Annotated in this window: 21 protein-coding genes; 8 read left to right on the top strand and 13 right to left on the bottom strand. The window is 70.8% G+C overall.

The annotated features are described in order from the left end of the window. Positions 1-192: 192 nt before the first annotated feature. Positions 193-915 carry an SDR family NAD(P)-dependent oxidoreductase gene (locus L3i22_RS05455; protein ID WP_221325903.1) on the bottom strand — a complete coding sequence of 241 codons (723 nt, stop codon included), beginning with the start codon at positions 913-915 and terminating at the stop codon, positions 193-195. 69 nt (positions 916-984) lie between these two features. Next, on the bottom strand, positions 985-1,803 hold the full coding sequence (locus L3i22_RS05450) for a helix-turn-helix transcriptional regulator (RefSeq protein ID WP_221325902.1): 819 nt from the start codon (positions 1,801-1,803) through the stop codon (positions 985-987). A 175-nt stretch (positions 1,804-1,978) separates the two neighbouring features. On the opposite strand from L3i22_RS05450, the gene L3i22_RS05445 reads away from it, so the two are divergent. From L3i22_RS05445 to L3i22_RS05435, 3 genes are read left to right on the top strand one after another with little or no spacing between them, the layout of a single operon-like run. Then, the gene (locus L3i22_RS05445) at positions 1,979-2,542 is read left to right on the top strand and encodes a hypothetical protein (protein ID WP_221325901.1); all 564 of its coding nucleotides are present in this window, start codon (positions 1,979-1,981) and stop codon (positions 2,540-2,542) included. Continuing rightward, positions 2,542-4,497, top strand: coding sequence for an SPFH domain-containing protein (locus L3i22_RS05440; RefSeq protein ID WP_221325900.1), 1,956 nt, complete (start codon positions 2,542-2,544; stop codon positions 4,495-4,497). The genes L3i22_RS05445 and L3i22_RS05440 overlap by 1 nt, the downstream gene beginning before the upstream one ends. Continuing rightward, positions 4,494-9,317, top strand: a complete 4,824-nt coding sequence (locus L3i22_RS05435) for a DNA repair ATPase (RefSeq protein WP_221325899.1) — start codon at positions 4,494-4,496, stop codon at positions 9,315-9,317. Before L3i22_RS05440 ends, L3i22_RS05435 begins: the two co-directional genes overlap by 4 nt. Positions 9,318-9,414: 97 nt before the next feature. Here L3i22_RS05435 and L3i22_RS05430 read toward each other — a convergent pair whose 3' ends face one another. Then, positions 9,415-10,014 (bottom strand): hypothetical protein, encoded by a 600-nt coding sequence (locus L3i22_RS05430; RefSeq protein ID WP_221325898.1) that lies wholly within the window; start codon positions 10,012-10,014, stop codon positions 9,415-9,417. Positions 10,015-10,033: 19 nt separating this feature from the next. Beyond that, positions 10,034-11,266, bottom strand: a complete 1,233-nt coding sequence (locus L3i22_RS05425; protein WP_221325897.1) for a cytochrome P450 — start codon at positions 11,264-11,266, stop codon at positions 10,034-10,036. A gap of 143 nt (positions 11,267-11,409) precedes the next feature. On the opposite strand from L3i22_RS05425, the gene L3i22_RS05420 reads away from it, so the two are divergent. The 3 genes from L3i22_RS05420 (at position 11,410) to L3i22_RS53320 (ending at position 14,127) form a co-directional block, all read left to right on the top strand. Further along, positions 11,410-11,916 carry a hypothetical protein gene (locus tag L3i22_RS05420; protein WP_221325896.1) on the top strand — a complete coding sequence of 169 codons (507 nt, stop codon included), beginning with the start codon at positions 11,410-11,412 and terminating at the stop codon, positions 11,914-11,916. Between the two features lie 173 nt (positions 11,917-12,089). Further along, positions 12,090-13,214: a sensor histidine kinase gene (locus tag L3i22_RS05415; RefSeq protein ID WP_221325895.1), complete on the top strand. Its 1,125-nt coding sequence runs from the start codon at positions 12,090-12,092 to the stop codon at positions 13,212-13,214. A 58-nt stretch (positions 13,215-13,272) separates the two neighbouring features. Beyond that, the gene (locus tag L3i22_RS53320; protein ID WP_255657969.1) at positions 13,273-14,127 is read left to right on the top strand and encodes a response regulator transcription factor; all 855 of its coding nucleotides are present in this window, start codon (positions 13,273-13,275) and stop codon (positions 14,125-14,127) included. 118 nt (positions 14,128-14,245) lie between these two features. On the opposite strand, the gene L3i22_RS05400 is transcribed toward L3i22_RS53320, so the two are convergent. From L3i22_RS05400 to L3i22_RS05380, 5 genes are all read right to left on the bottom strand, one after another. Then, on the bottom strand, positions 14,246-15,331 hold the full coding sequence (locus L3i22_RS05400; RefSeq protein ID WP_255657968.1) for an ABC transporter permease: 1,086 nt from the start codon (positions 15,329-15,331) through the stop codon (positions 14,246-14,248). Beyond that, positions 15,328-16,077, bottom strand: a complete 750-nt coding sequence (locus L3i22_RS05395; protein WP_221325894.1) for an ABC transporter permease — start codon at positions 16,075-16,077, stop codon at positions 15,328-15,330. Before L3i22_RS05395 ends, L3i22_RS05400 begins: the two co-directional genes overlap by 4 nt. Next, positions 16,074-16,835 (bottom strand): ABC transporter ATP-binding protein, encoded by a 762-nt coding sequence (locus L3i22_RS05390; protein ID WP_221325893.1) that lies wholly within the window; start codon positions 16,833-16,835, stop codon positions 16,074-16,076. Before L3i22_RS05390 ends, L3i22_RS05395 begins: the two co-directional genes overlap by 4 nt. Positions 16,836-16,858: 23 nt before the next feature. Continuing rightward, positions 16,859-17,920 carry an ABC transporter substrate-binding protein gene (locus L3i22_RS05385; protein ID WP_255657967.1) on the bottom strand — a complete coding sequence of 354 codons (1,062 nt, stop codon included), beginning with the start codon at positions 17,918-17,920 and terminating at the stop codon, positions 16,859-16,861. Positions 17,921-18,388: 468 nt separating this feature from the next. Then, on the bottom strand, positions 18,389-19,018 hold the full coding sequence (locus L3i22_RS05380) for an NADPH-dependent FMN reductase (protein WP_221325892.1): 630 nt from the start codon (positions 19,016-19,018) through the stop codon (positions 18,389-18,391). Between the two features lie 111 nt (positions 19,019-19,129). Here L3i22_RS05380 and L3i22_RS05375 point away from each other — a divergent pair, with 111 nt between their 5' ends. Continuing rightward, entirely contained in the window at positions 19,130-20,929 is a 1,800-nt protein-coding gene (locus tag L3i22_RS05375; RefSeq protein WP_221325891.1) for a glycoside hydrolase family 9 protein, read from the top strand. Positions 20,930-21,129: 200 nt separating this feature from the next. Further along, entirely contained in the window at positions 21,130-21,330 is a 201-nt protein-coding gene (locus L3i22_RS05370) for a hypothetical protein (RefSeq protein WP_221325890.1), read from the top strand. Here the strand turns inward: L3i22_RS05370 and L3i22_RS05365 are convergent. The 4 genes from L3i22_RS05365 to L3i22_RS05350 are packed head-to-tail and all read right to left on the bottom strand — an operon-like array spanning position 21,320 to position 26,607. Continuing rightward, the gene (locus tag L3i22_RS05365; protein ID WP_221325889.1) at positions 21,320-23,674 is read right to left on the bottom strand and encodes a polysaccharide lyase 8 family protein; all 2,355 of its coding nucleotides are present in this window, start codon (positions 23,672-23,674) and stop codon (positions 21,320-21,322) included. The genes L3i22_RS05370 and L3i22_RS05365 overlap by 11 nt on opposite strands. Before the next feature lie 5 nt (positions 23,675-23,679). Beyond that, a complete protein-coding gene (locus tag L3i22_RS05360; protein WP_221325888.1) occupies positions 23,680-24,504 on the bottom strand; it encodes a carbohydrate ABC transporter permease in 825 nt (274 codons plus the stop codon). Then, positions 24,494-25,387, bottom strand: coding sequence for a carbohydrate ABC transporter permease (locus L3i22_RS05355; RefSeq protein WP_221325887.1), 894 nt, complete (start codon positions 25,385-25,387; stop codon positions 24,494-24,496). The genes L3i22_RS05360 and L3i22_RS05355 overlap by 11 nt, the downstream gene beginning before the upstream one ends. Continuing rightward, the gene (locus L3i22_RS05350; protein WP_221325886.1) at positions 25,384-26,607 is read right to left on the bottom strand and encodes an ABC transporter substrate-binding protein; all 1,224 of its coding nucleotides are present in this window, start codon (positions 26,605-26,607) and stop codon (positions 25,384-25,386) included. The genes L3i22_RS05355 and L3i22_RS05350 overlap by 4 nt, the downstream gene beginning before the upstream one ends. Between the last annotated feature and the right edge of the window lie 8 nt (positions 26,608-26,615).

Raw genomic sequence — 26,615 nt, 5'->3', positions numbered from 1 at the left:
GTCCCCCGGCCCGCCCGCACGCACGGCCGCTGCCACTCCGCGCCACCCCGCGCCGCGCCACCCCGCGCCGTCCGCGCCACCCCGCGCCGCGCCGCCAGAGCGGGAGCGCGGCACGGCCCGGGCCCGCGGCGGCCTCGCGTGCGGGCGAGCCAGGGGGCCGGGCCACGGGCGTACCAAAATTGGGTTTTGGGTTCAGAGGTGCATGCCGCCGGAGGCCTCGATGCGCTGGCCGGTGATCCAGCCGGTGCCGTCGGCGAGCAGCGCGGCGATGACGCCGGCGATCTCCTCCGGCTCGCCGACCCGGCCCAGGGCGATGACCTTGGCCAGATGGTCGCGGACCTGCTCGTTGTCGCGGAGCGCGCCGCCGGCGAAGTCGGTCGCGGACGGGCCGGGCGCCACCACGTTGGCGGTGATGCCGCGCGGGGCGACCTCCTTGGCCAGGTACCGGGTGAAGACCTCGACGGCGCCCTTCATCGACGCGTACGCCGCGTAGCCGTCGCCGGTGAAGCGGGCCAGGCCGGTGGAGATGTTGATGATCCGGCCGCCGTCGGCGATCAGCGGGAGCAGCTTCTGGGTGAGGAAGTACATGCCCCGGAAATGCACGTTCATCAGCTGGTCGAAGGCGTCGACGGTGGTGTCGGCGATCGAGGCGTGCACGCCGACGCCGGCGTTGTTGACCAGGAAGTCGAAGTCCTCCCGGCCGAACCGGTCGCGCAGCGTGCGGCGCAGCTCGGTGACGAAGGCGTCGTAGCCGTCCAGGGCGCCGACGGTGAGCTCGAGCCCGATGGCGTCGATCTTCTCCCCGGGGTCGCCGCGGTGGGTGTAGATGACCTCGACGCCGGCGTCGATCAGGGCCAGGGCGGTGGCCCGGCCGAGCCCGCGGTTGCCGCCGGTGATCAGGGCGATTTTGGGCATGGTGATCCCCTCGAATGTCGTGTGCTGGGTTTTCGTGCCGATCCCGCGAGCGCGGGATCGGGTCCGGCGCTAGCCGACGGCGGCGAGCAGCTGGAGCTTCTCGTAACTCGCCGAGGCGGGCGCCGCGGTGAAGACGAGCAGGGCCTGCTCCTGCTCGGGGTCGTAGAGGTTCTGACACCACAGCTCGAGCTCGCCGAGCTGCGGGTGGACGAGCGTCTTCTGCGCCACGTGGGAGAGGCCCACCTCGTGCTCGTCCCAGATCGCGGTGAACTCCGGACTGATCGCGAGCAGCGCCGTCACGATCTCGCCGGCCCGGCCCTCCGGGTCCGCGGTGTAGGCCCGCCGCAGGTTGGCCGTGAAGAACCGGCCGTGCTTCGGATAGTCCCGCTCCGGGTAGACGCGCCGGCTCTCCGGATCGGTGAACCAGCGGTAGACCGTGGCGCGGGCCAGCCCGGTGTAGCGGGTCTCGTCGCCGAACAGGGCCACCGCCATCGGGGTCTGGCGCAGCGTCTCGCCGAACCGGGACAGCACCATGGCCGGGGTGTCCATCATCCGGTCGACGATCCGCATCATGCCGGGGCTGATGTGATCGTCCCGCAGCGAGCGCCGGGGCGCCGGGTGTCCGCCGAGATGGAACAGGTGATCCCGCTCCGCCAGGCTCAGGTGCATGGCCCGGGCCAGCGAGGCGAGCATCTGGTCGGACGGCGCCGGGCCGCGCTGCTGCTCGATGCGCCCGTAGTAGTCGGCCGACATGCCGGACAGCGCCGCCACCTCCTCCCGCCGCAGGCCGCCGGTGCGCCGCCGTGGGCCACGCGGCAATCCGACATCCTCCGGCTGCAGCGCCTCGCGCCGGGTCCGGAGGAAGTGGGCCAGTTGTTCCCGATCCATGAGGCAAGTCTGCCGTGCCGGACGCCCGGCATGAAGGGAGTCTTTATCCACGGACTATCAGTCCTGGGATAGCAGTCCCGGGATAGACGGTGGTGGCTGTTCCGGCCTTTTCAAACCTTGACCGCGCCTGAGACCCTGTGGACCGCACACGAACAAACGGGGGACGGACATTTCCATGGGGAACGGATTCCTTGAAGCCGCGCTGAGCTTCCCGACCGTTCTCCTCACTCCCCTGCTGATTCTCGTCATCGGTTACTGGCTCGTGGTGATCGCCGGCGGCGCCGACCCGGACGCCGGGCACGGTCACGGGGAGCTGCTCGGCGTACCGGTGCCGGTCTTCCTCTCCCTGCTCGTGGCGCTGGCCTGGTTCGGCACCCTGGCCGGCAGCCAGTGGCACCCCGGGTTCCCGCTCTGGGTCGTCCCGATCGCCGCCCTGGTCGCCGCCGCGATCATCACCCGGCTGATCGCGATCCCGCTGCAGAAGCTGCTGCCGACCGGGCCGGACGCGTCGCGCGCCGATTTCGTCGGCCTGACCTGCGTCATCCGCACCGGGCGGGTGACCGGGACCTTCGGCCAGGCCGAGGTCCACGCGGCGGACGGCTCCTCGGCGATCATCCAGGTCCGCCAGGCCGGCCAGGACCAGCTGTCCGCCGGCACCGTCGCCCTCATCTATGACGTCGACCCGGAAGGCGAGTTCTTCTGGGTCGTTCCCGCCGATATCGCCAAGAAAGGCCTTTGATGGACGTTGTCTCCACCGGTTTCGGTGTGCTTATCGCCGTTGTCGTACTGATCGCGATCGGCGTGCTGTTCTTCTTCAGCCGGATGTTCCGGAAAGTCGAACAGGGCAAGGCGTTGATCGTCTCCAAGGTGCGCCGCGTGGACGTCACCTTCACCGGCGCGGTGGTGCTGCCCGTTCTCCACAAGGCCGAAATCATGGATATCTCGGTCAAAACCATTGAGATTTCCCGTACGGGGCGGGAAGGGCTGATCTGCCAGGACAACATCCGTGCCGACATCCGGATCACGTTCTTCGTGCGGGTCAACAAGACCACCGAAGACGTGATCAAGGTGGCGCAGGCGATCGGCACCACCCGGGCCAGCAGTGAGACCACGCTGCAGGAGCTGTTCAGCGCGAAGTTCTCCGAGGCGCTCAAGACGGTCGGCAAGCAGCTCGACTTCATCGACCTCTACACCAAGCGCAACCACTTCCGGGACCAGATCATCGAGGTGATCGGCACCGACCTCAACGGGTACAGCCTGGAGGACGCGGCCATCGACTTCCTCGAGCAGACCCCGGTCACCTCGCTCGACCCGAAGAACATCCTGGACGCCCAGGGCATCCGGAAGATCACCGAGCTGACCGCGATCGAGGCGGTGCGCACCAACGACTTCCGGCGCAACGAGGAGAAGGAGATCACCCGCCAGGACGTGGACGCCCGCGAGGCGATCCTCGAGCTGGAGCGCCGGCGGACCGACGCGGAGATCAAGCAGCGCCGGGAGATCGAGACCATCCGGGCCCGCGAGGAGGCCGAGATCGCCCTGGCCCGGGCCGAGGAGACGCTCCGTTCGGAGACCGCCCGGATCAAGACCGAGCAGCAGCTCGGCGTGCAGACCGAGAACAAGAGCCGGGAGATCGCGGTCGCCGAGAAGAACCGCGAGCGGGTCATCGCGATCGAGACCGAGCGGATCGAGAAGGACCGGATGCTCGAGGTGATCGGGCGCCAGCGGGAGACCGAGCTGTCCACCATCGCGAAGGACAAGGAGGTCGAGACCGAGAAGCGGTCGATGGCCGAGGTGATCCGGGAGCGGATCGCGGTGGAGAAGACGGTCGCCGAGCAGGAGGAGAACATCAAGCGCCTCCGAGTCGTCGAGGAGGCCGAGCGGACCCGCCAGGCGGTCATCATCAACGCCGAGGCCGAGGCGCAGGAATCCCTGGTCAAGGACATCAAGGCGGCCGAGGCCTCGGAGGCCGCGGCCAAGTTCAAGGCCCGCGAGCTGCTGCTGCTGGCCGAGTCCCGGCAGCAGGCGGCCGAGCTGGACGCCCGCGCCAAGATCCGGATGGCCGAGGGCCAGCAGGCCGAGTCGGCCGCGTTCGGCCTGGCCGACGTCCAGGTCCGGGAGCGCAACGCCGAGGCGATCGTCAAGACCGGCCGCGCCGAGGCCGAGGTGATCGAGAAGACCGGCCTGGCCGAGGCCGCGGTCGAGCGGCAGAAGGCGCTGGTCGCCGCCGAGGCGATCAAGGAAAAGCTGCTCGGCGAGGCGATCGGCCTGGAGCAGAAGGCCGGCGCGATGGCCACGCTCGACGACGTCACCCGCGCGCACGAGGAGTACCGCCTGCGGCTGGAGATGGAGAAGGAGATCCGGCTGGCCGGCATCACCGTGCACAAGGAGATCGCCGAGGCGCAGGCCATGGTGGTCGCGGCCGGGCTGGAGAAGGCGAACATCGACATCGTCGGCGGGGACTCGGTCTTCTTCGACAAGCTGGTCGGCTCGATCACGCTGGGCAAGAGCATCGACGGGTTCGTCGAGCACAGCACGGTGGTCCAGGGCGTCGGCGCCCGCTACCTGAACGGCGAGGGTGAGCTGGCCGAGGACCTGCACAAGCTGGCCTCCGCGGTGTCGACCGCGGACGTGGCCAACCTGAGCGTGGCCGCGGCCGTCGCCAGCCAGCTGAAGAAGGACCAGGCTGAGTGACCGAATCCAACATCGACGCCGGCACCTACGAGGTGCTCCGGGCCCGGCTCGGCGCCAAGGCCCGGGAGCTCGCCGAGCGGGCCGAGGCGCTGAACGGGCGCCGGGTCGAGGTCTTCGGGGCCCAGCAGACCGAGTTGCTGGGCACCGAGCGGATCCGGACCGGCAACAACTGCGTGCCGGCCGACGTCGCGCCGGCCGGGGAGGCGCTGCTCTTCGGCGCGAACGCGTTCCTCGGGATGAAGGCCGAGACGTCAGTGGACGACGTCTTCACCGTGGTGGACCGGAAGTTCCAGCCGACGCAGGCGCCCGGGCTGCTCGACGACCCGGGCTTCCGGCGGGACTTCGCCGAGCTGCACCGGTACTACAAGGAGACCCGGCTCCGGCAGTTGCGCCGGGTCGAGGGGCTGCTGCTGGCGATCTTCCAGACCGGGGCGCGGGCCGACGACCTGAAGGTGCTGCGCTGGCGGGTCGGCGTGGACGGGTCGGTGGCGTACCAGGACGCGCGGGGCGAGCGGGACCACGTGCTCCCGGCCACGCACGACTTCACCTGGACGGCCACCACCCGCGAGCAGCACGTGCTCGGGCGGCACCCGCACGTCTCGATCGAGGACGAGGTGTTCGTCGAGGCGGTCGGCGGCACGCTCACCGTCAAGGTGGAGAACAACACCGAGGACGGCGAGGGCATCTACTCGGAGCCGGTGGACGAGCCGCTGCAGAGTCTGGCGGATGCTGAGATCGCGTACGCCAGGGTCGGGCCTTTGATCTTGTTGAGGGTTTTGCCCTACCAGGAGACCGTGCAGCGCTACCTGGTGTTCAACACGCGCACCCGGGACGTGCGGCGGCTGGACGGGATCGGGCAGGCGTGCCGGCGGCTGCCGGAGGACCAGGGCGTCATCTTCCCCGGCGGGTACTACCTGGCCACCGGCGTCGCGAAGACGTTCGACCAGGACACCACCGGGCTGGCGTTCGAGCGGGTGATCCGGTCGGTCAACGGCGAGGACGTGCTGCACGTCTTCCACGACGCCGGGTCCGGGCGGTACCTGCTGCTGCCCTACAACGTGATCCGCAAGGAGGTCGCGACGCCGATCGCGGGTCACGGCTACGCGATCTTCGACGACGGCACGCTGGTGGTGCTGCGCAGTCCCGATCAGGCCGGCACTGCCGAGCCGACTCGTGTCCACGCTGTGCAGGTGTGGCAGACGTCGTACGTCTCGGATGCGCACGCCGCCGCGCAGCCACCCGGAACCGGACCGCTCGACCGGATCGGCAATGCCGATCTGGTCCGCGGCATCGCCGACACCCTGTCGGTGACCCGGATGGTCGGCGAGATGTCGGCGGCCGGGCCGGTCTTCGAGGCGATCATCGCGGCCTGCACCCGGGCCTTCGACACCTATCACTGGCTCGACGACCCGGAGCTGGAGAACCTCGCCGAGCCGCTCGCCGAGGTACGGGCCGCGGCCACCCAGGTCCTCGACGAGTTCGCCTCGGTGCAGGCGCTGACCCAGCAGGCCGGGCAGGCCCTCGCGGACGCCGAGGCGGCCGCGCTGTCGCTGATCCGGCGGGCCGAGGCCGAGGCGCCGACGACGACCGGCGGCTGGGTGAGCCGGCTCGCCGAGCTGCGCCGGGAACGCGGCAAGCTCGCCGGGCTGCGGGAGATGCGGTACGCCGACGTCGCCCGGCTCGACGAGATCGCCGCCTCGCTGGTCACCGCGACCGACGAGACCGCCCGGCGCGCGGTCGAGTTCCTGCGCCGGCCGGACGCGTTCGCCGACTACCAGACCGGCGTCGAGGAGCTGGCGATCCAGGCCACCGGCATCGGCACGGTCGCCGAGGCGGAGCCGGTCGCCGAGCGGATCACCGAGCAGTCCGACGGGTTGCAGGTGGTCACCGAGGTGGTCGGCGGGCTCGACATCGCCGACGCGACCGTCCGGGTGTCCATTCTGGAAAGGATCGGCACGGTGCTGGGCGGGCTCAACCGGGCCCGGGCCACCCTGGACGCGCGCCGCCGCGAGCTGGCCTCGGTCGAGGGCCGGGCCGCGTTCGCCGCCGAGTTCGCGCTCTTCGGCCAGTCGGTCTCGGCCGCGCTGGCCGCCGCGGACACCCCGGAACGCTGCGACGAGCACCTGGCCCGGCTGATGGCCCAGGTGGAGACGCTGGAGACCCGGTTCGGCGACGTCGACGACTTCGGCGAGCGGCTGGCCGCCAAACGCACCGAGGTGTACGAGGCGATCGCCGGCCGCCGGCAGGCGCTGCTCGACGAGCGGGCCCGCCGCGCCGACCGGCTGGCCGGTTCGGCCCGCCGGATCCTGGACGCGGTGCGCCGGCGGATCACCACGCTCGGGGATCCGGACGAGGTCAACACGTACTTCGCCACCGACCCGATGGTCGCCAAGGTCCGGACGGTCGCCGACGAACTGCGCGCGACCGGCGACACGGTCCGCGCCGAGGAGCTGGAGGGCCAGCTCAAGGCGGCCCGCCAGGAGGCCGGGCGGGCGCTGCGCGACCGGCTCGACCTGTTCGGCGAGGGCGGGATCCGGCTCGGGCGGCACACGTTCGCGGTCAACGAGCAGGCGATCGACCTGACCCTGGTGCCGCAGGACGACGGGCTGGCCTACGCGATCACCGGAACCGACTACCGCTCGCCGATCACCGACCCGGCCTTCGCGCTGACCAGGGACTTCTGGGATCAGCCGCTGATCTCCGAGGACCGGTCGCTGTACCGCGCGGAACATCTGGCGGCGGCGATTCTCGCCGCCGACCCCCGGGCCGCGGCCGCCGCACTCACCGATGGCACGTTGCGGGAGCTGGTGCGCCGGGCCGCCGAGGAGAGGTACGACGAGGGGTACGAACGTGGGGTGCACGACGCCGACGCCACGGTGATCCTGGACGCGCTGCTGCGGTTGCACGCGGCGGCCGGGCTGCTGCGCTACGACGCGTCGACCCGGGCCGAGGCGCAGCTGTTCTGGGCGTTCGGCACCACCTCGGCCGAGCGGGAGCTCTGGGCGCTGCGGGCGTCGTCACTGGTCCGGGCGCGGGAGCTGTTCGGCTCGGCCGGTTCCGCCCTGGACGAGCTGCGGTCCGAACTGGACACCGCGGCCGGTTTCCCGGTCGGGGAGTATCTGGTCGAGGAACTGGCCTCCTCGCCTTCGGGGTTCGCGGCCAGTTCCGGGGCGCGTACTCTGCTCGATCGGTTCCATCGGGAGTTGGGTGGGGCTCGTTTCGCGGACGATCTGCAAGCGTTGGAGTCGGATCTTCCTGCTCGACGACAGTTGGCTTCCGCGTGGCTGAGCGCATTTTTGGCAGCAAAGCCCGATGCCGGTGACAAATCGGATTTGTCGGAATCAGTAGCTATTGAGCTGGCTTCGCTGACTCGGTATGACGTCTCGGCGGCTACCAGCGAGATGGTGTCGGGGCTGCTCGGGGTGCATTCGCGGGTCGTGGACGGGCGGTTGACAGTGCGGCTCGACGCGCTGCTGCCGGCCGCGCGAAATTTCCGAAATATCAGGATGCCGGCCTATCGGGCCTATCAGAAGCAACGGGCCGCCCTGGCCGCTGCCGAGCGGGATCGGCTGCGACTCGACGAGTTCAAGCCGCGGGTGATGACCACGTTCGTCCGCAACCGGCTGCTCGACGACGTCTACCTGCCGCTGATCGGCGACAACCTGGCCCGCCAGATCGGCGCGGCCGGCGACGACAAGCGGACCGACCGGTCGGGCCTGCTGCTGCTGATCTCCCCGCCCGGCTACGGCAAGACCACGCTGATGGAGTACGTCGCCGATCGCCTCGGACTGGTCTTCGTCAAGGTCAACGGGCCGGCGCTGGGACACGGCGTGACCTCGCTCGACCCGGCCGATGCCCCGGACGCCACCGCGCGGCAGGAGGTGGAGAAGATCTCGCTGGCCCTGGAGATGGGCAACAACGTGCTGCTCTACCTCGACGACATCCAGCACACCAACCCCGAGCTGCTGCAGAAGTTCATCTCGCTCTGTGACGCGCAGAGGCGCATGGAGGGTGTCTGGAACGGCAAGACGCGGACGTACGACCTGCGGGGCAAGCGGTTCGCGGTGTGTATGGCCGGGAACCCGTACACCGAGAGCGGCCGTCGTTTCCGGGTGCCGGACATGCTCGCCAACCGGGCCGACGTGTGGAACCTGGGTGACGTGCTGTCCGGGCGCGAGGACCTGTTCGAGCTGTCCTACCTGGAGAACGCGCTCACCGGGAACACCGTGCTCGCGCCGCTGGCCGCCCGGGACTCCGCCGACCTGCCGCTGCTGCTGCGGCTCGCCGAGGGCGACGAGAGCGCTCGGGCGGACCGGTTGTCGTACCCGTACTCGGCGGCCGAGCTCGACCAGATCCTGGCCGTGCTGCGCAAGATGAAGCGGGTGCAGCGGGTGGTGCTGCGGGTCAACCAGGCCTACATCGCCTCGGCGGCACAGGCCGACTCCAGCCGGACCGAGCCGCCGTTCCGGCTGCAGGGCTCCTACCGCAACATGAACAAGCTGGCCGAGCGGATCGTGCCGGCGATGAACGACGACGAGCTGGAGCAGGTGCTCGACGATCACTACCTGGGCGAGGCGCAGACCCTGACCGGCGGGGCCGAGGCCAACCTGCTCAAACTCGCCGAGATCCGCGGGCGGCTCGACCCGGCCCGGGCGCAGCGGTGGGCCGAGGTCAAGGCGGGCTTCCTGCGGGAGCAGACGCTCGGCGGGGCCGAGGCGGACCCGATGGTGCGGGCGGCCGGGGCGGTCGCCCTGGTGGCCGACCGGGTCGCCGGGGTGGAGGCGGCGATCGGCCGACTCACCCGGCCCTCGCCCCGTTAGCAGGGCTTCCCAACTGGCCGCGGCCTTCAGCTGGGCCGCGGCCTTTGAATCGGCCGCGGCCTTCAGCTGGCCGCGGCCTTTGGATTGACCGCGGCCTTCAGTTGGACAGGGCGGCGGCGACCTGTGCGGCCTGGGCGGCCAGGGCGTTGAAGCCGGCGTCGCTGATCTTGCCGTCGTCGTGCAGGTCGGCGAGCTTGTCGGCGAAGTCCCCGAGGCGGTCGTCGGCCTGGTCCGCGTCGTTCTTCCGGATCGACTCGGAGACCTTGCGGAGCCGCTGGTTCAGCGACCGGGCGTCGTCCCGGTCCAGCTGCCCGTTCCGCACCAGGACGCCGAGCTCCCGCTGCATCTGGGCGATCACCAGCCCGGGCCGGCCCGCCGGAACGGCCGGCTTGGTCGTCGGCTTGGTGGTCGGCGGCTTGCTGGTGGGCTTGACGCTCGACTCCTCCAGCGGCTCGATGCTCTGCGTGCGCAGCACCTGCACCGAGGTGACCGGAGCGGCCACCGGCGCGGTGTTGTCGTCACCGGAGCCGGAGAACGCCCAGTAGCCGATGGCGAGCAGCAGGAAGCCGCCGGCCGCGCCGAGCACGATCAGACGGACCCGATTGGCCTTCTGATGCTTGTCGTGCGCGGGCACCGTCGGCAGAACAGTCGTCGGCCAGTGCGGCGACGACGGCCGGGGATCATGCATGTCGGACACGGCCGACATCATGCCCTCTTCACAGAAAGACCGGCAATCCCTGCAGGCCACGCAGCAGGAGACCGGGCCGCCAGTGCAGCTCCCCGACCGGGACGGCGAGCTGCAGGCCGGGATGCCGGTCGAGCAGGGCGGTGAACGCGACCTGCGCTTCCAGCCGGGCCAGCGGGGCGCCCAGGCAGTAGTGGATGCCGTGCCCGAAGGCCAGGTGCGCGGGGCTCTGCACCCGGTCCAAGCGGAGCAGGTCGGCGGACGGGAACTGGTCGCCGTCCCGGTTCGCCGAGAGCAGCCCGATGATCACCGGGTCGCCGGCCGGGATGGTCACGCCGCCGATCTCCACGTCCTCGGTGGCGATCCGGAACGTGGAGGTCTTGAGCGGACCCTCGTACCGAAGAAATTCTTCGATGGCGCTCGGCAGCAGCTCGCGGTCGGCGCGCAGCCGCTCCCACTCGGTGCGGTCGCGCAGCATCAGGTAGGTGCCGTTGCCGATCAGGTTGACGGTCGTCTCGTGCCCGGCGACCAGCAGCAGGAAGACCATCGAGGAGAGCTCGTCCTCGGTCAGCCGGTCCTCCGCGTCACGCACCTGGATCAGGCCGGAGAGCAGGTCGTCACCGGGCGCCTTGCGGCGCTCGGCGAGCAGGGCGTGGATGTACTTCACCATCGCCTCGATCGCCGGGCCCAGCTTCGGCCCGGCCGCCGAGCCGGCGACCACCGCGTCCGACCACTCGCGGAAGTCGTCCCGATCCTCCGGCGGCAGCCCGAGCAGCTCACAGATGACCTGGATGGGCAGCGGGAAGGCGAACTCGTCGATCAGGTCGGCCTGCTCCCGGCCGGCCAGCGAATCCAGCAGGTCGATGGCGATCTGCTCGACCCGCGGGCGCAGCGCCTCGATCCGGCGGGCGGTGAAGGCGGCCGCGACCAGGCGGCGCAGGCGGGTGTGGTCCGGCGGGTCGACGGCCAGCATGTGCCGGGAGATCGCCGCCCCGATGCCCGGGGACATCGCCGCGGCCGGAGCCGCGCCGGCTGTCCGGGAGCCGCCGACGGGCTGGCCCTCCGGTGCCGGGGAGGACCGCTTCGACAGGCGTGGGTCGGTGAGCGCGCGCCTGGCGTCCTCATACCTCGTGACGATCCAGGCCTGCATGCCGCTGGGCAGCACGGCACGGCGGACCGGGCCGGAGCGGCGCCATTCCTCATACGCCGGATGCGGGTCGTCCTGGAAAGCCGGATCGCCCAGGTCGACGAGCTCTTGCGTCATCGTTCCTCCCCCGAATGCCGAATCGACTACCGACAATACCGGTATTCCGAGGGACAGAACGGGCAGAACGGTTCCGGTCTCCACCCGGATCTCCACCCGTGGGTGGCGGCACTCCACCCGGCCCGATTCGTACCTTCAACGGCATGAACATCGCCACCGCGCTTCTGATCCTCGGCTTCCTCGTCTACGCCATGGTCCGTCGCTTCCTCGGCGAGCCGCTGGAGTCCCGGCGACTGGTCCTGCTGCCCCTGGCGCTCACCGCGTACGGCGTCTACACCGTCGCGCAGACCGATTTCGTTCATCCCACCGCCGACCTCGTGGCGCTGGTGACCGGCGGGCTGGTCGCGGTCGCCGGTGGGGTGCTGCGCGGGCGGACCGTGCGGATCTTCGTCCGGGACGGGCACACCTGGTACCGCTACACCTGGGTGACGCTCGCGGTCTGGGGTGGGCTGATCGCGCTGCGGTTCGGGCAGGCGGTCGCGGCGGTCTCGCTCGGCGCCGACCAGTCCGTGCTGACCGCGTCCCTGGCGCTCGCCCTGGGGCTCAGCTTCCTCGGGGAGGCCGCGGTCGTGGGGCCCCGGGCGATGGCGACCGGGGCGCCGTTCGCACCGCGGCGCCGGGATCGTGACCGGGTCCGCGTCGGGCGCTGAGGCCCGCGATGCCGGCCGCCGGAGCCCGTACCTCGCCCACTGCTGAGACTTCTGTGCCGCTCGCCGCGCCGCGCACCTCGCCCGCTGCTGAGACTTCTGTGCCGGCTGCCGGGTCGTGGTCTCGGGATGGCGCTGACACCTGGTTGTCACCGTTGATTCGGCAGACTGGCGTCGTGTTCATCGTCGATCGGGACCGGGTGTTGAACCTCTGGCGCCGGGCCCGCAACCTGATCGTCCTGGTCATCATCACCGTCGCGATGCTCCAGGACCAGAAACCCAGCCCCGCCCTGGTGGTGGGGCTGGTGATCGGTGGTCTCGGCTGGGTCGTGCTGGCCCTGCGGATCCTGCCGTCCCGGCAGCACCTCGCCGCGGTGTGCGTGACCCTCGCGGCCGGGTTGTGGCTGACCACGCTGGTCGGGCCGGGCCTCGCACCGGTCTACGTGATCGTCGCGATCGCCAGCAGCGCCGCCGCCCTCGACCTGATCACCACCGGGGTGGTGACCGGCACCGGCCTGATCGCCCTGATCATCGCGCTGGCCGGGCACGACGTGGCGGCGTCGGCGATCGCCCTCTGGTGCGGTGTCACGATCGTGGTCACGCTGCTCGTCCTGCTGCGCCGGCAGCGCACCGCCGGCGCCGAGCAGGAGCGGATGCTCGCCGACGAGCAGGCCCGGGCGGCGGCGCTGGCCGAGCGGGCCCGGCTGGCCCGGGAGATCCACGACGTGCTGGCGCACTCGCTGTCGGCGCTGTCGGTGCAGCTGGAGACGGCCGCGGCGCTGCTGGAGCGGGACCGGACGGCCGACGCGGCGGTGCTGATCGACCGGGCCGGGACCCTCGCGCGGGACGGCCTGACCGAGACCCGCCGGGCGGTGAGCGCGCTGCGCGGCGACCCGCTGCCGGTGCCGGAGCTGGTCGGCGAGCTGACCGCGGGCTATGGGCGCGACCTGGACGCCCCGGCCACGTTCACCGTCGACGGCGAGCCGCGGGAGCTGGACGCGGAGACCGGGCTGGCGCTGTTCCGGGCCGCGCAGGAGGCGCTGACCAATGTCCGCAAGCATGCGCCGGGCAGCGCGGTCGAAACCCGATTGCGGTACGAGGTGGGCACGGTCGCGCTGCGGGTCCGCAACCACGGGCCGGCCGGGCCACCGGTGTCCGGGCTGTCGAGTGGATATGGACTGATCGGGCTGCGGGAGCGTGCCGAATTGGCCGGCGGCACGATCGAGGTCGGCCCGGACAACGGCGAGGGCGGGGACGGGGGTGAGGGCGGCTGGCTGGTGGACCTACGAATGCCGGGATGAGCGGCGGCGTGGGTGAACCGGGGCGCGAGGAACGGTGGGTGGGTGTCAGGATTTGCGGGTGAGCATCCGGGTGGTGGTGGCCGATGATCAGACCGTGGTCCGGGAAGGGCTGGCGCTGATGTTGAGCCTGCTCGACGACGTCGACGTGGTGGGCGAGGCGGCCGACGGTGATCAGGCGCTGGAGCTGGTCGGCCGGGAGCGGCCGGACGTGGTGCTGATGGATCTGCGGATGCCGCGCCGCGACGGGGTGGCGGCGACCGCGCTGATCAAGGCGCGGTATCCGGAGACGCGGGTGGTCGTGCTGACCACCTTCGCCGATGACGAGCACATCCTCGGGGCGCTGCGGGCCGGTGCCGTGGGGTATCTGACCAAGGACTCCGGGCGGGTGCAGATCGCGCAGGCGGTGCGGGCGGCGGCGATCGGGCAGGGTGTCCTTGATCCGCAGGTGCAGCAGCGGCTCCTGGCCGCTGCCACGGGCGGGGCCGCCTTCGCCGAGTCGACGCCGCGGGACGGTTCAGCGGGCGCTGGCAGCTCGGCGTTGCCGGACGGTTCGGCGGGCGCTGGCAACGCGGGGTTGTCAGGTGGTTCGGCGGGTGGCGGCGCGGGGTTGCCGGGTGGATCGGCGGGTGGCGGCGCGGGGTTGCCGGGCGGGTCGGCTGGCGCTGGCAACTCGGGGTTGCCGGGCGGGTTGGCGGGCTTCGGCAAGCCGGTGCTGCCGGATGGGCTGACTGCGCGGGAGGCGGAGGTGCTGGGGCTGATCGCGGCGGGACTGTCCAACAAGGAGATCGCGAAGCGGCTCTTCGTCACCGAGGTGACCGTGAAGTCGCACGTGAACCGGCTGTTCGCGAAGGCTGGGGTGCGGGATCGGGCGCAGGCCGTGCGGTATGCGTACCAGCACGGCCTGAGCAACTGAGGGTTATCCACAGTGGCGGGTTGTCCACAGGGCCTCGGACGACCTTCGGATTTTCCCGCCATACTTGTGGGTGTGGAGGTGGCCCCCCTCAGGGAGGGCGGGTCCTGTTTTTTTACGATTAGAGGGACTGGCCCTGACGATCCGGGGCATATCGGGCGAGCGTGAGTTGCTCGATCACGCTGATCAGCGTGTAGAGGACGATTGAGGCCACGGTGACGATGGTGACTCCGGTCCACATGCGATCGAGTTCGAACGTGGTGACCGAGGAGAGCATCAGGTAGCCGAGACCCTTGCCGGTGGCCAGCCACTCGGCGAGCAGGGCGCCGACCAGGGCCAGCGGGGCGGCCACCCGGAGTGCGGCGAACAGGGCCGGCAGGGCGCCGGGCAGCTGGACGCGGAACAGGGTGGCGATCGGGGACGCACCGTAGGCGCGCATCAGGTCCATCGCGGATCCCGGCACCGAGCGCAGCGCCAGCGACACGTTGACCAGTACCGGGAAGAACGTGACGATGCCGGCGATCACCGTGACCGCCAGCAGGCCGCGACCGAAGATCAGGGCGATCAGTGGGGTCATCGCCACCAGCGGTACCGCGCGCAGGGCCATCGCGATCGGCAGCAGGGTCTGTTCGACGCCGCGCCAGAGGGCGAACGCGACCGCGGTGAGCAGCGCGGCGATCGTGCCGCCGGCCAGGCCGAGGGCGGCGTCGATGGCGGTCACGCGGCCGGCTTCGCGGAGGAGGTCGCGTTCCGCGGTGTTGGCCGGGTCGGTGAGGTAACGCCAGACGTCGAGCGGGCCGCGGGTCAGGAACGGATCCAGCTCGAAGCCCTTGACCAGCAGTTGCCAGACGCCGCAGATGACGGCCACGGACAGCAGCGCGCCGCCGATGCCGCTCGCGAACCGGAGCAGGGCCCGGCGGGCGACGTGCCGGTCCAGACCCCGCGACGCCGGCGACAGAGCCGCGGCGGCAAGGCTGGGCGCGGCGGAAGCGGAGGCCGGCGCGGCGGAGACCGGGGCCGGCGCGGCGGAAGCGGAGGCCGGGGCCGGCGCGGCGGAAGCGGAGGCCGGGGCCGGGGCAGGCGTGGCGGGGGCGGAGGCCGCGGCGGGGCCAGGCGTGGCGGGAGCGGAGGCCGGGGCCGGACCGGGTGTGGTGGGGGCGGGGCCCGGCGCGGCGGGGGCGGGGCCCGGCGTGGTGGGGGTGCTCATCGAACCGTCCTCGGGGCCCAGGGGGTGAGAAGGCGGCCGACCAGGGCGGTGAGCCCGTAGGCGGCGCCGGAGAGCGCGGTCGCGACCAGGGCGATCCCCCAGGTCCGCTCGACGGCGAGGCTCTGCTGGGAGTTGATCATTGCGACGCCCAGGCCGGACTCGGCGCCCAGGTACTCGCCGACGATCGCGCCGAGCATCGCGGCCGGGGCGGCGATCCGCAGGCCGGCGAAGAGGCTGGGCAGGCTCGCCCGCAGGCGCACCCGCCAGAGCTGGGTCCAGTTGCCGCCGCCGTACGCGCGGATCAGGTCGAGGCTGGTCTTGTCCGCGCTGCGCAGCCCGACCAGCGCGCCGACCAGCGTGGTGAAGATGACCGAGAGCGCGGCCAGGATCACCTTGGGGGTGTCGTCGCTGAACAGCACCGCCAGCACCGGGCCGATCGCGATCACCGGCAGGCAGTAGCTGACCAGCGCGAGCTGCAGCAGCGCCTTCTCCACCCAGGGGATCTGCACGAACGCCACGGCCAGCACGATCGCGATCGCGTTGCCCCAGAGCCAGCCGAGACCCGCCTCACGCAGCGTGGTCTGGATGTTGGGCCAGTAGAACCCGAACCCGTCGTCGGCGAACTGCCCGAGGATCGCGGTGGGCGGGGGCACCGCACGGCTGCCGGCAAAGACCGTACGCCCAAGAATTTCCCAGAGGACCAGGACCGTGAGCAGACCGCCCGCCCCGGCCACCCACTTCCTCATCCGACCGGCTCCGTGGTCTTTCCGAACAGCAGGGCGCTGAGCTGGTCCTCCAGCTCGTGGAAGCGGGCGGTGCGCATCATCTCCGGGGTCCGCGGCCGGGGCAGGTCGATCTCGACCTGGGCGACGATCCGGCCGGGGCGGGCGCTCATCACCGCGACCGTGTCGGCGAGGAAGACCGCCTCGGCGATCGAGTGGGTGACCAGCAGCGTGGTGGTGGCGCGTTCGGTCCAGATCCGCTGCAGCTCCAGGTTGAGGCGCTGCCGGGTCATCTCGTCGAGCGCCCCGAACGGCTCGTCCAGCAGCAGGATCTTCGGCTCGATGACCAGTGAGCGGGCGATCGCCACGCGCTGGCGCATGCCGCCGGAGAGCTGGGCCGGCCGGGCCTGTTCGAAGCCTTCGAGGCCGACCAGCTTGATCAGGTCGGCGATCGCCCGGTCGTCCACCTTGACGCCGCTGACCTCGAGCGGCAGCCGGATGTTCGCCTCGACCGAGCGCCAGGGCAGCAGCGCCGCGTCCTGGAACGCGATGCCGAGGTGGTGCCGGCGCCGGGTGGTGGCCGGCGCCTCGCCGTGCACGAACGCCTCGCCGGACGTGGGCTGTTCCAGGTCGGCGAGGATGCGCAGGATCGTGGACTTGCCGCAGCCGGACGGGCCGAGCAGCGCCACGAACGCGCCGGCCGGGGTGTCCAGGTCGACGTTGTCGAGCGCGGTGACGGTCGACCGGCGGATCGTGAACTGCTTGGTCAGGCCGCGCAGCACGATCCCCCGGTCGTCGGTACCGGTCAGGACGCCGCCTTCAGCGACGGGTTCTCGGTGTACAGCTCCTTGATCAGGGAGAGGTCGAAGAGCTGTTCCTTGGTGATCGTCACGCCGCCGAGCGCGAGCGTCTTGATCGTCTCGTCGACCAGCTCGTCGGTGATCGTGAACAGGCCGTTGGCCTTGGTGTCGGCGGTCTGCACGACGGTGTTCTGGGCGGCCGACTCGAGCGCCTGCTCGGCGGCGTCCAGGCCGAGGTCCTTGCCGTACTTGGTGGCGGCCAGGTCGGCGCCGGCCTTCGGGTCGGCGAGCGAGTCGGTCCAGCCCTTGACGTCGCCGGTGAGCACGGCCTTGAGCTTGTCCCGGTCCGAGGTGAGGCTGGACTTCTTCACCACGTAGACCTCGGAGACCATCGGGTAGCCGTGGTCGTTGAGCAGCATCGTCGCGGTCTCGACGCCCTTGACCTTGAGCAGGTTGGGCTCGTTGGTGAAGAACGAGAACCAGCCGTCGACCTCCTTCGACACCAGCGGGGACGGGTCGAACTGGGCCGGCACCTTGGTGATCTTGCTGGGGTCGAGGTTGTTGGCCTTGAGGAACGCGTTCCAGACCGGCTCGTTGGTGGCCTGCACGCCGATCTTCTTGCCGATCAGGTCCTGCGGGGTGCTGATCGGCGTCCCGGCGAGACTGACGATCGCGAACGGGTTCTTCTGGTACTGCGCGCCGACCACCACCAGCTCGGCGCCCTTGAGGATGGCGGCGGCGGTGATGTCCGGCGAGGAGATGCCGATCAGCGCCTTGCCGGAGGCGACGATCGCGTCCTGGCTGACGGTCGGGCCGCCGGCCATCAGGTTGACCGAGCTGAACCCGGCGGCCGTGTAGTAGCCCTTGCTGTCGGCCAGGTAGGCGCCGGCGAACTCGACGTTCTTCACCCAGGACAGCTGGTAGTTCAGGGCACCGAAGCTCTTGGCGCCACCGGCGGCGGCCGGCGCGTCGTCGTCCTTGCCGCCACAGGCCGCCAGGAACGCCGAGGAGATGGCCAGGCCGGCGCCGCCGCGCAGCAGGGCACGCCGATTTATGTACGCAGTCACGCGATGCTCACTTTCCCTCAGGGAGGGCCCGACGCTAACCAGAGCCTGTTTCGCGGCAGTTTCCACGAAAAACCCGGGGTGTAGCGCTCTCCACCTGCTTGTTTCGCAAGGCGTCGAATCGGTCGTGAGCGGCGTTTCAATCGGACCGGATCAGCCGGCCCGCCTAAATGGCAAGAAGCCCGGATCAGGCGGCCCGCCAAAAGGCAAGAAGCCCGGATCAGCCGGCGTGACGGCGGAAGAAGCGGGGTGGGCGGACCGGGAGCCGACGACGGCGGGTGATGGGCTGAAGCGGACGCTCCGAAGAGGAGCAATCACGCACGGTGACCACGATGATACGGGGGTGCAACGGGTCCGCACTGGCCACGACGATGATCCCCTTCCAAGGAACGAGTCGGAGGTCCACTATGCGTCACCGACACCGGGACTGACCCGCCACTTGAGGCACATTTAAAGATCATCACAGCTTAGCTAGAACCCCTTGAAGTCCGGCTGGCGGCCGAAGGAGGGCGCGTCGTTCCGGGTGATCACCGGGTACATGCTCGACTGCACCTGCCAGGACGGCTCCGGCCGGGGCATCGCCATCACCCGGGCCAGCGCGTGCAGCACGTCCTGCAACGCCTGGTGCAGCTGCGGATCGGCGACCAGCCCGGCCTCGTCGATGGTCCGCATGTCCAGCGGCAGGCGCACGCACGCGGCCCGCAGCAGCCGCGCGCCGCCGTGCCCGAGCACCGACTCCAGGCCGGCCCGGGCGCCCTCGTCCTGCCCCGGCGTGACCACCGACAGCCAGGCGGTCGCCTTGCCGGTCAGCACGGCGCCGTCGATCAGCCATTCGAGCAGGTTCTTCAGGCTTCCGGGGAGGGAGCCCGCGTACTCCGGGGTGCTGAACAGCACGGCGTCCGACTCGGACACCCGGCGGCGCAGGTCGTGCACGGACTCGGGCGGCTCCGGATCGCCGGGCACGAACGCCGGCAGGCCGGCCATCCCGGTGTAGAGCGTGGCGTCGACCTCCGGCGGGGCGAATCGGCTCGCGGTGCGCAGGGCCGCGGTGTGCAGCGAGCTGTCGCGAGTGCTCCCCGAGATCAGCAGGACGCGGGTCATGCCGAGACGATACGTGGTCGGGCCCGGCGACCCGTTCACAGCGAACTGTCAGATCTTTGGCGGACACCGGGTACGTTCGCCCGATCGCGTGCTCGGTGAAGCTTGCGCATCGTGAAGCACCGCCCGCATTACCTGCCGTTGATCTTGATGCTCCTGCTCGCCACCTCGTGCTCGGCCCCGCGCCCGGTGCCGAAGCCGGCCCTGCCCGCCGCCCGGATCCGGGTCGACCAGGTCGGCTGGGCCACCGGCGAGACCAAGATCGCGCTGGTGATGGCGCCGGCCGACGCCGCCGGAGCGACCGCCACCGTGGTCGACGAGCACGGGAACCCGGTGCTCACGGTCGCCGCCGGGCCCAGCCGGGGCGATTGGAACACGCGCTATCGCGCGATCAACCCGCTGGATCTCACGGCCCTGCGGACGCCAGGAAATTATCGCGTACGGATGAACGACCGCTTCACCGCGGAATCGCCGGTCTTCCGGGTCGACGCCGCCGGAAAGCTCTACACCCCACTGGTGGCCGACACCGTGCAGTATTTCCAGGCCCACCGGGACGGCGCCGACCAGGTCGGCAGCGCGTGGCAGCGGACCTCCGCCCACCTCGACGACCGGTCCGCGACCGTCTATCAGACGCCCGGCGACGACGCCGATCTCACCGCGACCGACACCCGGGTCGACGTCGAGGGCGGCTGGTACGACGCCGGCGACTACCTCAAGTTCACCCACACCACGGCGTACGCCCTGGTCGTCATGCAGTTGGTGGAACGCGACGGCCCCGCGCCCACGGCGTTGCGCGCGGAGATCGAGCACGGGCTGGACTGGCTCACCAAGATGTACCGGGACGGCGTGCTCTACACCCAGGTCGGGGTGGGTGGCAACGACGCGTACCTGGGTGACCACGACGCCTGGCGGCTCCCGCAGGCCGACGACGGGCTGGCCGTCGAGCCCGGCGACCGGCGCTACTACCAGCGCTACCGGCCGGTGTTCCGGGCCGCCGACCCGGGCGACCCGATCAGCCCCAACCTGGCCGGGCGGGTCGCCGCCGCGTTCGCCCTCGCCGCCCAGCTCGACGCCCGGTCCGACCCGGCCCGCGCGAAGTCGCGCCTGGACACCGCCGCCGCGCTGTTCGCCCAGGCCGACACCGGCGCCGGCGACGACCTGGTGACCACCGTGCCGCGGGACTTCTACCCGGAGGAGAGCTTCGCCGACGACCTGGCGCTGGGCGCCGCCGAGCTCGCCCTGGCCGGTGAAGCGCTCGGCGACAAGCGCGTCAAGGACTGGACCGACCAGGCGAAACGCTGGGCCGATCAGACCGGCGGCGGGGACGACGGCCTGACCGTGTACGACGTCGACGCGCTCGCCGACGCCGAGGTCTACCGGCTGGCCCCGGCCGGCGCGCTCGCCGATGACCTGCGCGCCCGCCTGGACGGCGCGGTCAAGGCGGCGGCCGCCGACCCGATGGGCGCGACGTCCGGCAGCGGCGGCGCCGATTACGCGTCCCGGCAGCTGGGCTGGGCGGCGACCGCGGCGCTCTACCGGAAGATGACCGGCGACGACCGGTACGCGGCGTTCGCCACCGCACAGCGCGGGGTCGCGCTCGGCTCGAACGGCTGGGGCGTCTCGCTGGTGATCGGCGCGGGCGACGCGTACCCGAAATGCCCGCACGATCAAATCGGAACCCTGACGCGTACGTCGTTGACCGGCGCCGTGATCAACGGCCCGAACGTGGCCGGCCGGGTCGAGTCCCTGGAGGAGGAGACGCCGGACTCGCTCTGCTCCGACGGGTCGTACACCGAGTTCGACCGCGCGGACGCCCAGTACGTCGACGACATGCGGGTCTCCGCGACGAACGAGCCGGCCCTCGACTTCACCGCGACCGGGATGCTCGCCTTCGCCCTGGCCGCCACCGGATGACGGCATCGTCGCAGTCAGTAGTCACCTGACCAACCCGCCGCTGTCATTGTTTTGCCAGCTCACCACGGAGATATGCCACAGTGGACCGGACGGTGAACTGACTACCGAACGTAGGCGTATTCCCCAGTGAGTCGCATCGGGCGGTCCCCCTGCCGTCCGATGCGACCGATAGTCGACGACGACCGGGAGCGTGATCCGCAATGGCCTCATCAGACCTCACCGTGGAGATCGACGGGCGGGGCGAGCCGGCCCGCATGATCGAGTACACCGCCGCGATGTGCGGCGAGACCCTGGCCGGCGCGGCCTGGCTGGACCGCCACGACCCCGGCTGCGAGGACTACTACAGCCGGGTCGCGGTGGTCTGCCTGAACCCGCTCGACCGGGTCCTGGTCAAAGGCTGAACCGCGCCACCTGACTGCGTCCGGCGGTGCCGTCCAGGTCGATCGAGAGCCGTACGGCCGGGCTGGTCGCCAGCACCTCGATGCCGGGGTCGGCGGAGATCGTCCCGGTCGCCGCGCCGTCGATCGTGACGGTGACCGGGCCGCCGAGTCGCCGGGTCGGGTCGCTCACCGCGACCGCGAGCTCGCCGCCCGACCGGCTCAGCACGACCGAGACCGGCCGGTCCACCGTGATCCCGGCGGTCTTCGGCGCGGCGCCGCTCCAGAAGTTGGCCAGCGTCAGGCCGTCGCTCGCGCGGCGCACCGCCTGCACCGCGGTCGAGTTCGCCACCACGGCGAGGTCGGTCGAGCCGGCCGCCGCCGCGGTCGCGGCCTGGGTGGCGCCCGGCAGCTGAAGGTAGGCGTAGCTCGCGCCGCTCGGGCTGACGCCGTGGTCGTACCAGAGGGTGATGAACCGGCGGGTGTAGGACGTCGCGTCGTCGTAGACGCCGCGGTGGTCCAGGTCGGTCCACCTGCCGGTGCGGTCGGCGCGGGTCGCCTTGAGGGCGGTGCCGGCCGGGAACACGTACCCGCCGGCCTTCGGGATCCAGATCCAGCGCGGGTTCAGCGTGGTGGGGGTGCCGCTCGGCGGGGACAGGGCGGCGGCGCCGTCGACGATCGGGACGGTGGCGCCGTCCGGGCCGATGTTGCGCTGCTCGACGATCGTCTCGACGGTGTTGCCGTCGGTGCTGGTGATGCCGGCGCCGAGGCAGACGATCACGTCACCGGCGCAGAGCCAGGACTTCTTCGCGGTGAGCGTCTGCACCGCGAAGGACAGCCCCATCCCGAGCGCCGCGTTCCCGTCCAGCAGGGCGCCGCCGGTCCAGGTGTTCGTCGAGCCGCGGCCGGCGCCGAGCGCGAGCGTCCTGGTGTCGACGGTGGTGCCCGGGACGCGGTACTTGTCGGCGGTCGGCCAGTACTGGTTCGTCCAGTGCCCGGGCTGCGCCGGCAGGTACACGTACACCGCGCCCTCGCTGGTGTACCAGCCCTTGAGGTTCTCGTTGTTGGCGCTCTCGTACGGCTTGATCGTGCTGCTGTCCATCGCCACCGCGTAGGCGAATCCGGGACGGCGGTGCACGGCCCGCGCGACCGAGGTCGCCACCACGGTCTCCGTCGACTCCCCCACCGCCGCGACGGACGGGTCGGCCAGCACCGCGCGCCCGAGGACGATCGACGCGAGCCGCACCTGCTCGATCGGCGCGGAGTCGTACGCGAAGAACCCGTCCGCGGCCATCCACCCCTTGCACTGCGCTCGCACCGTGCCCGCCCGCGCCGCCGGCAGCACCTCGGCGAGCTGCAGAAGTGTCGCCACGGTGAGCCGCCCCTGGCGATGATCGGTCTCGTAGAACCGGGACAGGCCCCGCCCGCGGACCATGTCCATCATCGCGCCGCCGTAGATCCACGGGCGGTAGTTCCGCTGGGTCCAGTCGTAGATCTCGGAGATCCGCGGCGCGGTGAACGCCCACGGCGTCCCCCGCGTGGCGAGCATCGCGTAGGTCAGGTACTGCAGCAGCGAGATGCCATAACCGCCGGTGTACGGAAAGTACGCGTGCTGGATGAACCCGCCGTCGGGATAGAACCCGTCGCCGCCGGTGGCGTACGTGAAGACGTCGGCGATCGCGTTCTTGGCGCCCGCGATGGTCGCCGCGTCGCCGCTCAGCGCCCCGCGGACGATCGCGATCGCGCAGGCCCAGTTGCGGTTGGCCCCGGTCGACACCGCGCCGCCGGTGACCGTGGGATCCGGGGCGTAGTGCGCGATCGCGGCCATCGCCGTGGCCACCCGCGCGGCGCCGATCTGGTCGTGCAGGGCCACGCAGACGTCGTTGAGCGCGAGCGGGATGCCGATCTGCCAGTCCCACCAGTTGTCGTAGGAGTGCACCGACGGGCCGTACTTCTGCGCGAGGAACCAGTCCAGCGCCGAGGCCAGGTCGTTCTTCAGATCCGGGTTGCCGGCCAGCGCCGATCCCCGGGACCGGTAGGCGAGCGCCAGCGTGCGGAGCCGTCCGGCGTTGTTGCGCTGGACCGCCGAGACCGTGCCGCTGTCCAGGTCGGACCAGAGGTAGGTGCGGCCGCTCGCGGTGTTCAGGCTCGACCAGAGCGCCTGGGCGGTCGCCGCCGTGTCGGTGACGTAGGCCGCGACGACCGGGTCGGCGAGGTCGTAGCTTCCGATGAGCGTGTCGAACCACTGCAGACGTACCGTGTCGAAGTCGGTGGCCGCGGCGGCCCGCGCGGGCTCGGCCGCGAGCAGCGCGCCGCCGGCCGCGAGGCCGCTGAGCAGGACGGTCCGGCGGGAGAGCGGGTCGGCCATGGGGGTCAGCCTTTCAATCCGGTGTGGGCGAGCCCTTCGATGAACTGGCGCTGCGCGAGCACGAAGACGATCAGGACCGGGATGGCGGTCAGCGACGCCGCGGAGAGCTGGACGTTCCAGAGCGGTCCCTGGTACGCGTCGGTGAACTGGGTCAGCGCCTGGGGCAGCGTGAAGTTGTCCCGCGAGGACAGGTAGACGATCGGCTCCAGGTAGAGGTTCCAGCTGGTCAGGAACGTGAAGATGGCGACCGCGGCGAGGGCCGGCCGGGCCAGCGGCAGGGCGATCCGGGCGAAGATCCCGGGCCGGCCGAGGCCGTCCATCCGGCCCGCCTCCTCCAGCTCGACCGGCAGCGTGATGAAGAACTGCCGCATGATGAACGTCGCGAGCACGCTCGGCGCCCCGAAGATCGGGACCAGGATGAGCGGCCAGTGCGTGTCGATCAGGCCGAGGCTGTTGAACATCCGGAACAGCGGGACGATCGTCACCTCGCTCGGGATCAGCAGGCCGGTGAGGACCACCACGAACAGCACGTTCTGGCCGCGGAACCGGATCCGGGCGAAGGCGTAGCCGGCCATCGCGGCGAAGATCAGGGTTCCGGCGGTGACCACCAGGGCGATGTACGCGCTGTTGAAGTACTGCCGGGCGAACGGCTGCAGGGTGAACACGTCGTGGAACGCCGCGAACGACGGGTGGCTCGGCCAGAGCGAGGCGGAGAAGATCTCGCTGTTCGGCTTCAGCGCGCTGGTGATCATCCACCAGGTGGGGAAGACGAACGGGACGCAGAGGACGCTCAGGATTCCGTACAAAATAATCTTGGTCTTATTGCTCATGGAAGACCCACCTCCGGCGCAGTTGCCACTGCAGGACGGTCAGGGCCAGCACGATGACGAAGAGCAGCACGCCGAGCGTCGCGCCGTACCCGAAGGCATGGAATTGGAAGGCCTGCTGGTAGAGGTAGTAGACGAGCACGGTGGTCGAGGTGCCCGGGCCGCCCTCGGTGAGCACCGCGATCTGCGCGAAGACCTGCAGCGAGCCGACCACCGTGATGATCGCGGTGAGTAGCAGCGTCGGGCTGATCAGCGGCAGCGTGATGCGCCGGAACGTGGTCCAGGCCGGGGCGCCGTCGGTGCGCGCCGCGTCGTAGAGGTCCCTCGGCACCCCCTGCAGCGCGGCCAGGAACAGCACCATGTTGAGCCCGACGTTCTTGATGACCTGCACCACGACGACCGCGGCCATCGCCGTGCCGCCGGAGCGCAGCCAGTTGGGCCCGGCGATGCCGACCGCGTGCAGCAGGGCGTTGACCCCGCCGTTGTCCTGCAGCATGAACCGCCAGACGATCGTCCACGCCACCAGCGAGACCACCACCGGGGAGAAGAACAGCACCCGGAAGAACGTCGTGCCGCGCAGCCGCTGGTTGAGCAGCACCGCCAGCAGCAGCGCCAGCGACAGGTTGAGCACCACCAGCCCGGCCGAGAAGATCAGGCTGGCCCGCAGCACGCCGCCGAGCTTCGGATCGCTCGCCAGCGCCCGGTAGTTGTCCGCGCCGATGAACGTGAACGAGTCGGCCAGCACGTTCCACTCGTGCAGGCTGTACCAGACCACCAGGACCAGCGGGATCAGGACGAACACCACCGTCCCGGCCAGCTGCGGGGCGATGAACAGCCACCCGGTCAGCTGGTCGCGACGGCGGGTCGTCCAGTAGCGAGGTCTCACTTCGCCAGCAACGGCTGAATGGCGGTGCAGACCCCGGTCAGCACGGTCTTGACGTCGGCGTCCGGCTTCCACATCGGATCCAGGGCCGAGCGGACCGCCTGGTTGATCTCGGCGCTGTTCCTGTGGTTGGGCTTGACCACGCCGGTCGAGATGCCGTCGATCACCACGTCGTTGAGCTGCTCGGGCTTGAGCAGCGGGTTGCTCTTGCCCAGGGTCTCGGCGTTGAGCTGTGACTGCCGCGGCGGCGGGAAGTAGGCGGCGAGCTTCGCCGAGTTCGCGTCGCTGGTGAAGAAGCGGAGGAAGTCCTTGGCCGCGTCGGCGTGCTTGCCCTTCTTGAGGACCCCGAGGCCGGCCTGGCCGATCACCGCGTAATCACCCTTCGGGCCGGTCGGCAGCGGCACCAGCGTCCACATGAACTTGGCTTCCTTGAGCAGCGAGGCGCGCGAGATCTGGGTGATGGTCATCGCGGCGTCGCCGGCGAAGAAGTCGGCCGAGACGCCCGGGCCGGGGATCGCCTTCTTCTCGAAGATCGCCTGGTGGATGAAGGTCATCGCGTCGATCATCGGCTGCTGGTCGAAGCCGCAGGTCGTACCGTCGGCCGACCAGGCCTGGGCACCCCACGCGTCGAAGATCGGCGCGAGGTTGGTCCAGTCCTTGTAGTCGAAGTCGCGCGGCACCAGGCCCTGCTTGCCGGCCGCGGTGGCCGGTGCGACCGCGGCGATCGCGCTGTCCCAGGTCCACTTGTCGCCGGTCGGCAGGTTCTTGACCAGGTCGGTGTTGACGAAGACGCCGAACGGCGAGGTGGAGAACGGGTAGGCGAGCAGCTTGCCGTCCCGCTGCCAGAGCGCGGTCGTCGACGCGACCAGCTCGGATTTGTTGTCGATCGCGTCGTCCAGCGGCTCCAGCGCCCCGGAGGAGACGAAGTCGGGTGCCGCGCCCTCGAGGATCCAGGCCAGGTCGGGGGTGTTGCCGCCGGCGATCTGGGTGGTGACGGCGGTCGTGTAGTTCTCCACCGGCAGCGCGTCGAACGTGACGGTCACGTCCGGGTGCGCGGTGTGGTACTCGGCGGCGATGTCGGTGAACAGCTTGACGTGCGCCTCGTTGTTGGTCCAGGTCGTCATGCGCAGGGTGATCGGGCCGTCGGCGGCGCTCTCACCCCCGCCGCAGGCGACCAGGGTGCCGAGGAGGAGGACAGCGGAAGCAGTGGCGAATATTTTCATGAGTTGGG

Source organism: Actinoplanes sp. L3-i22, assembly GCF_019704555.1.
In the GTDB taxonomy this organism is placed as follows: domain Bacteria; phylum Actinomycetota; class Actinomycetes; order Mycobacteriales; family Micromonosporaceae; genus Actinoplanes.
Note: the sequence above shows the minus strand (reverse complement) of the source record. Positions and strands in the feature narration are given on the sequence as shown.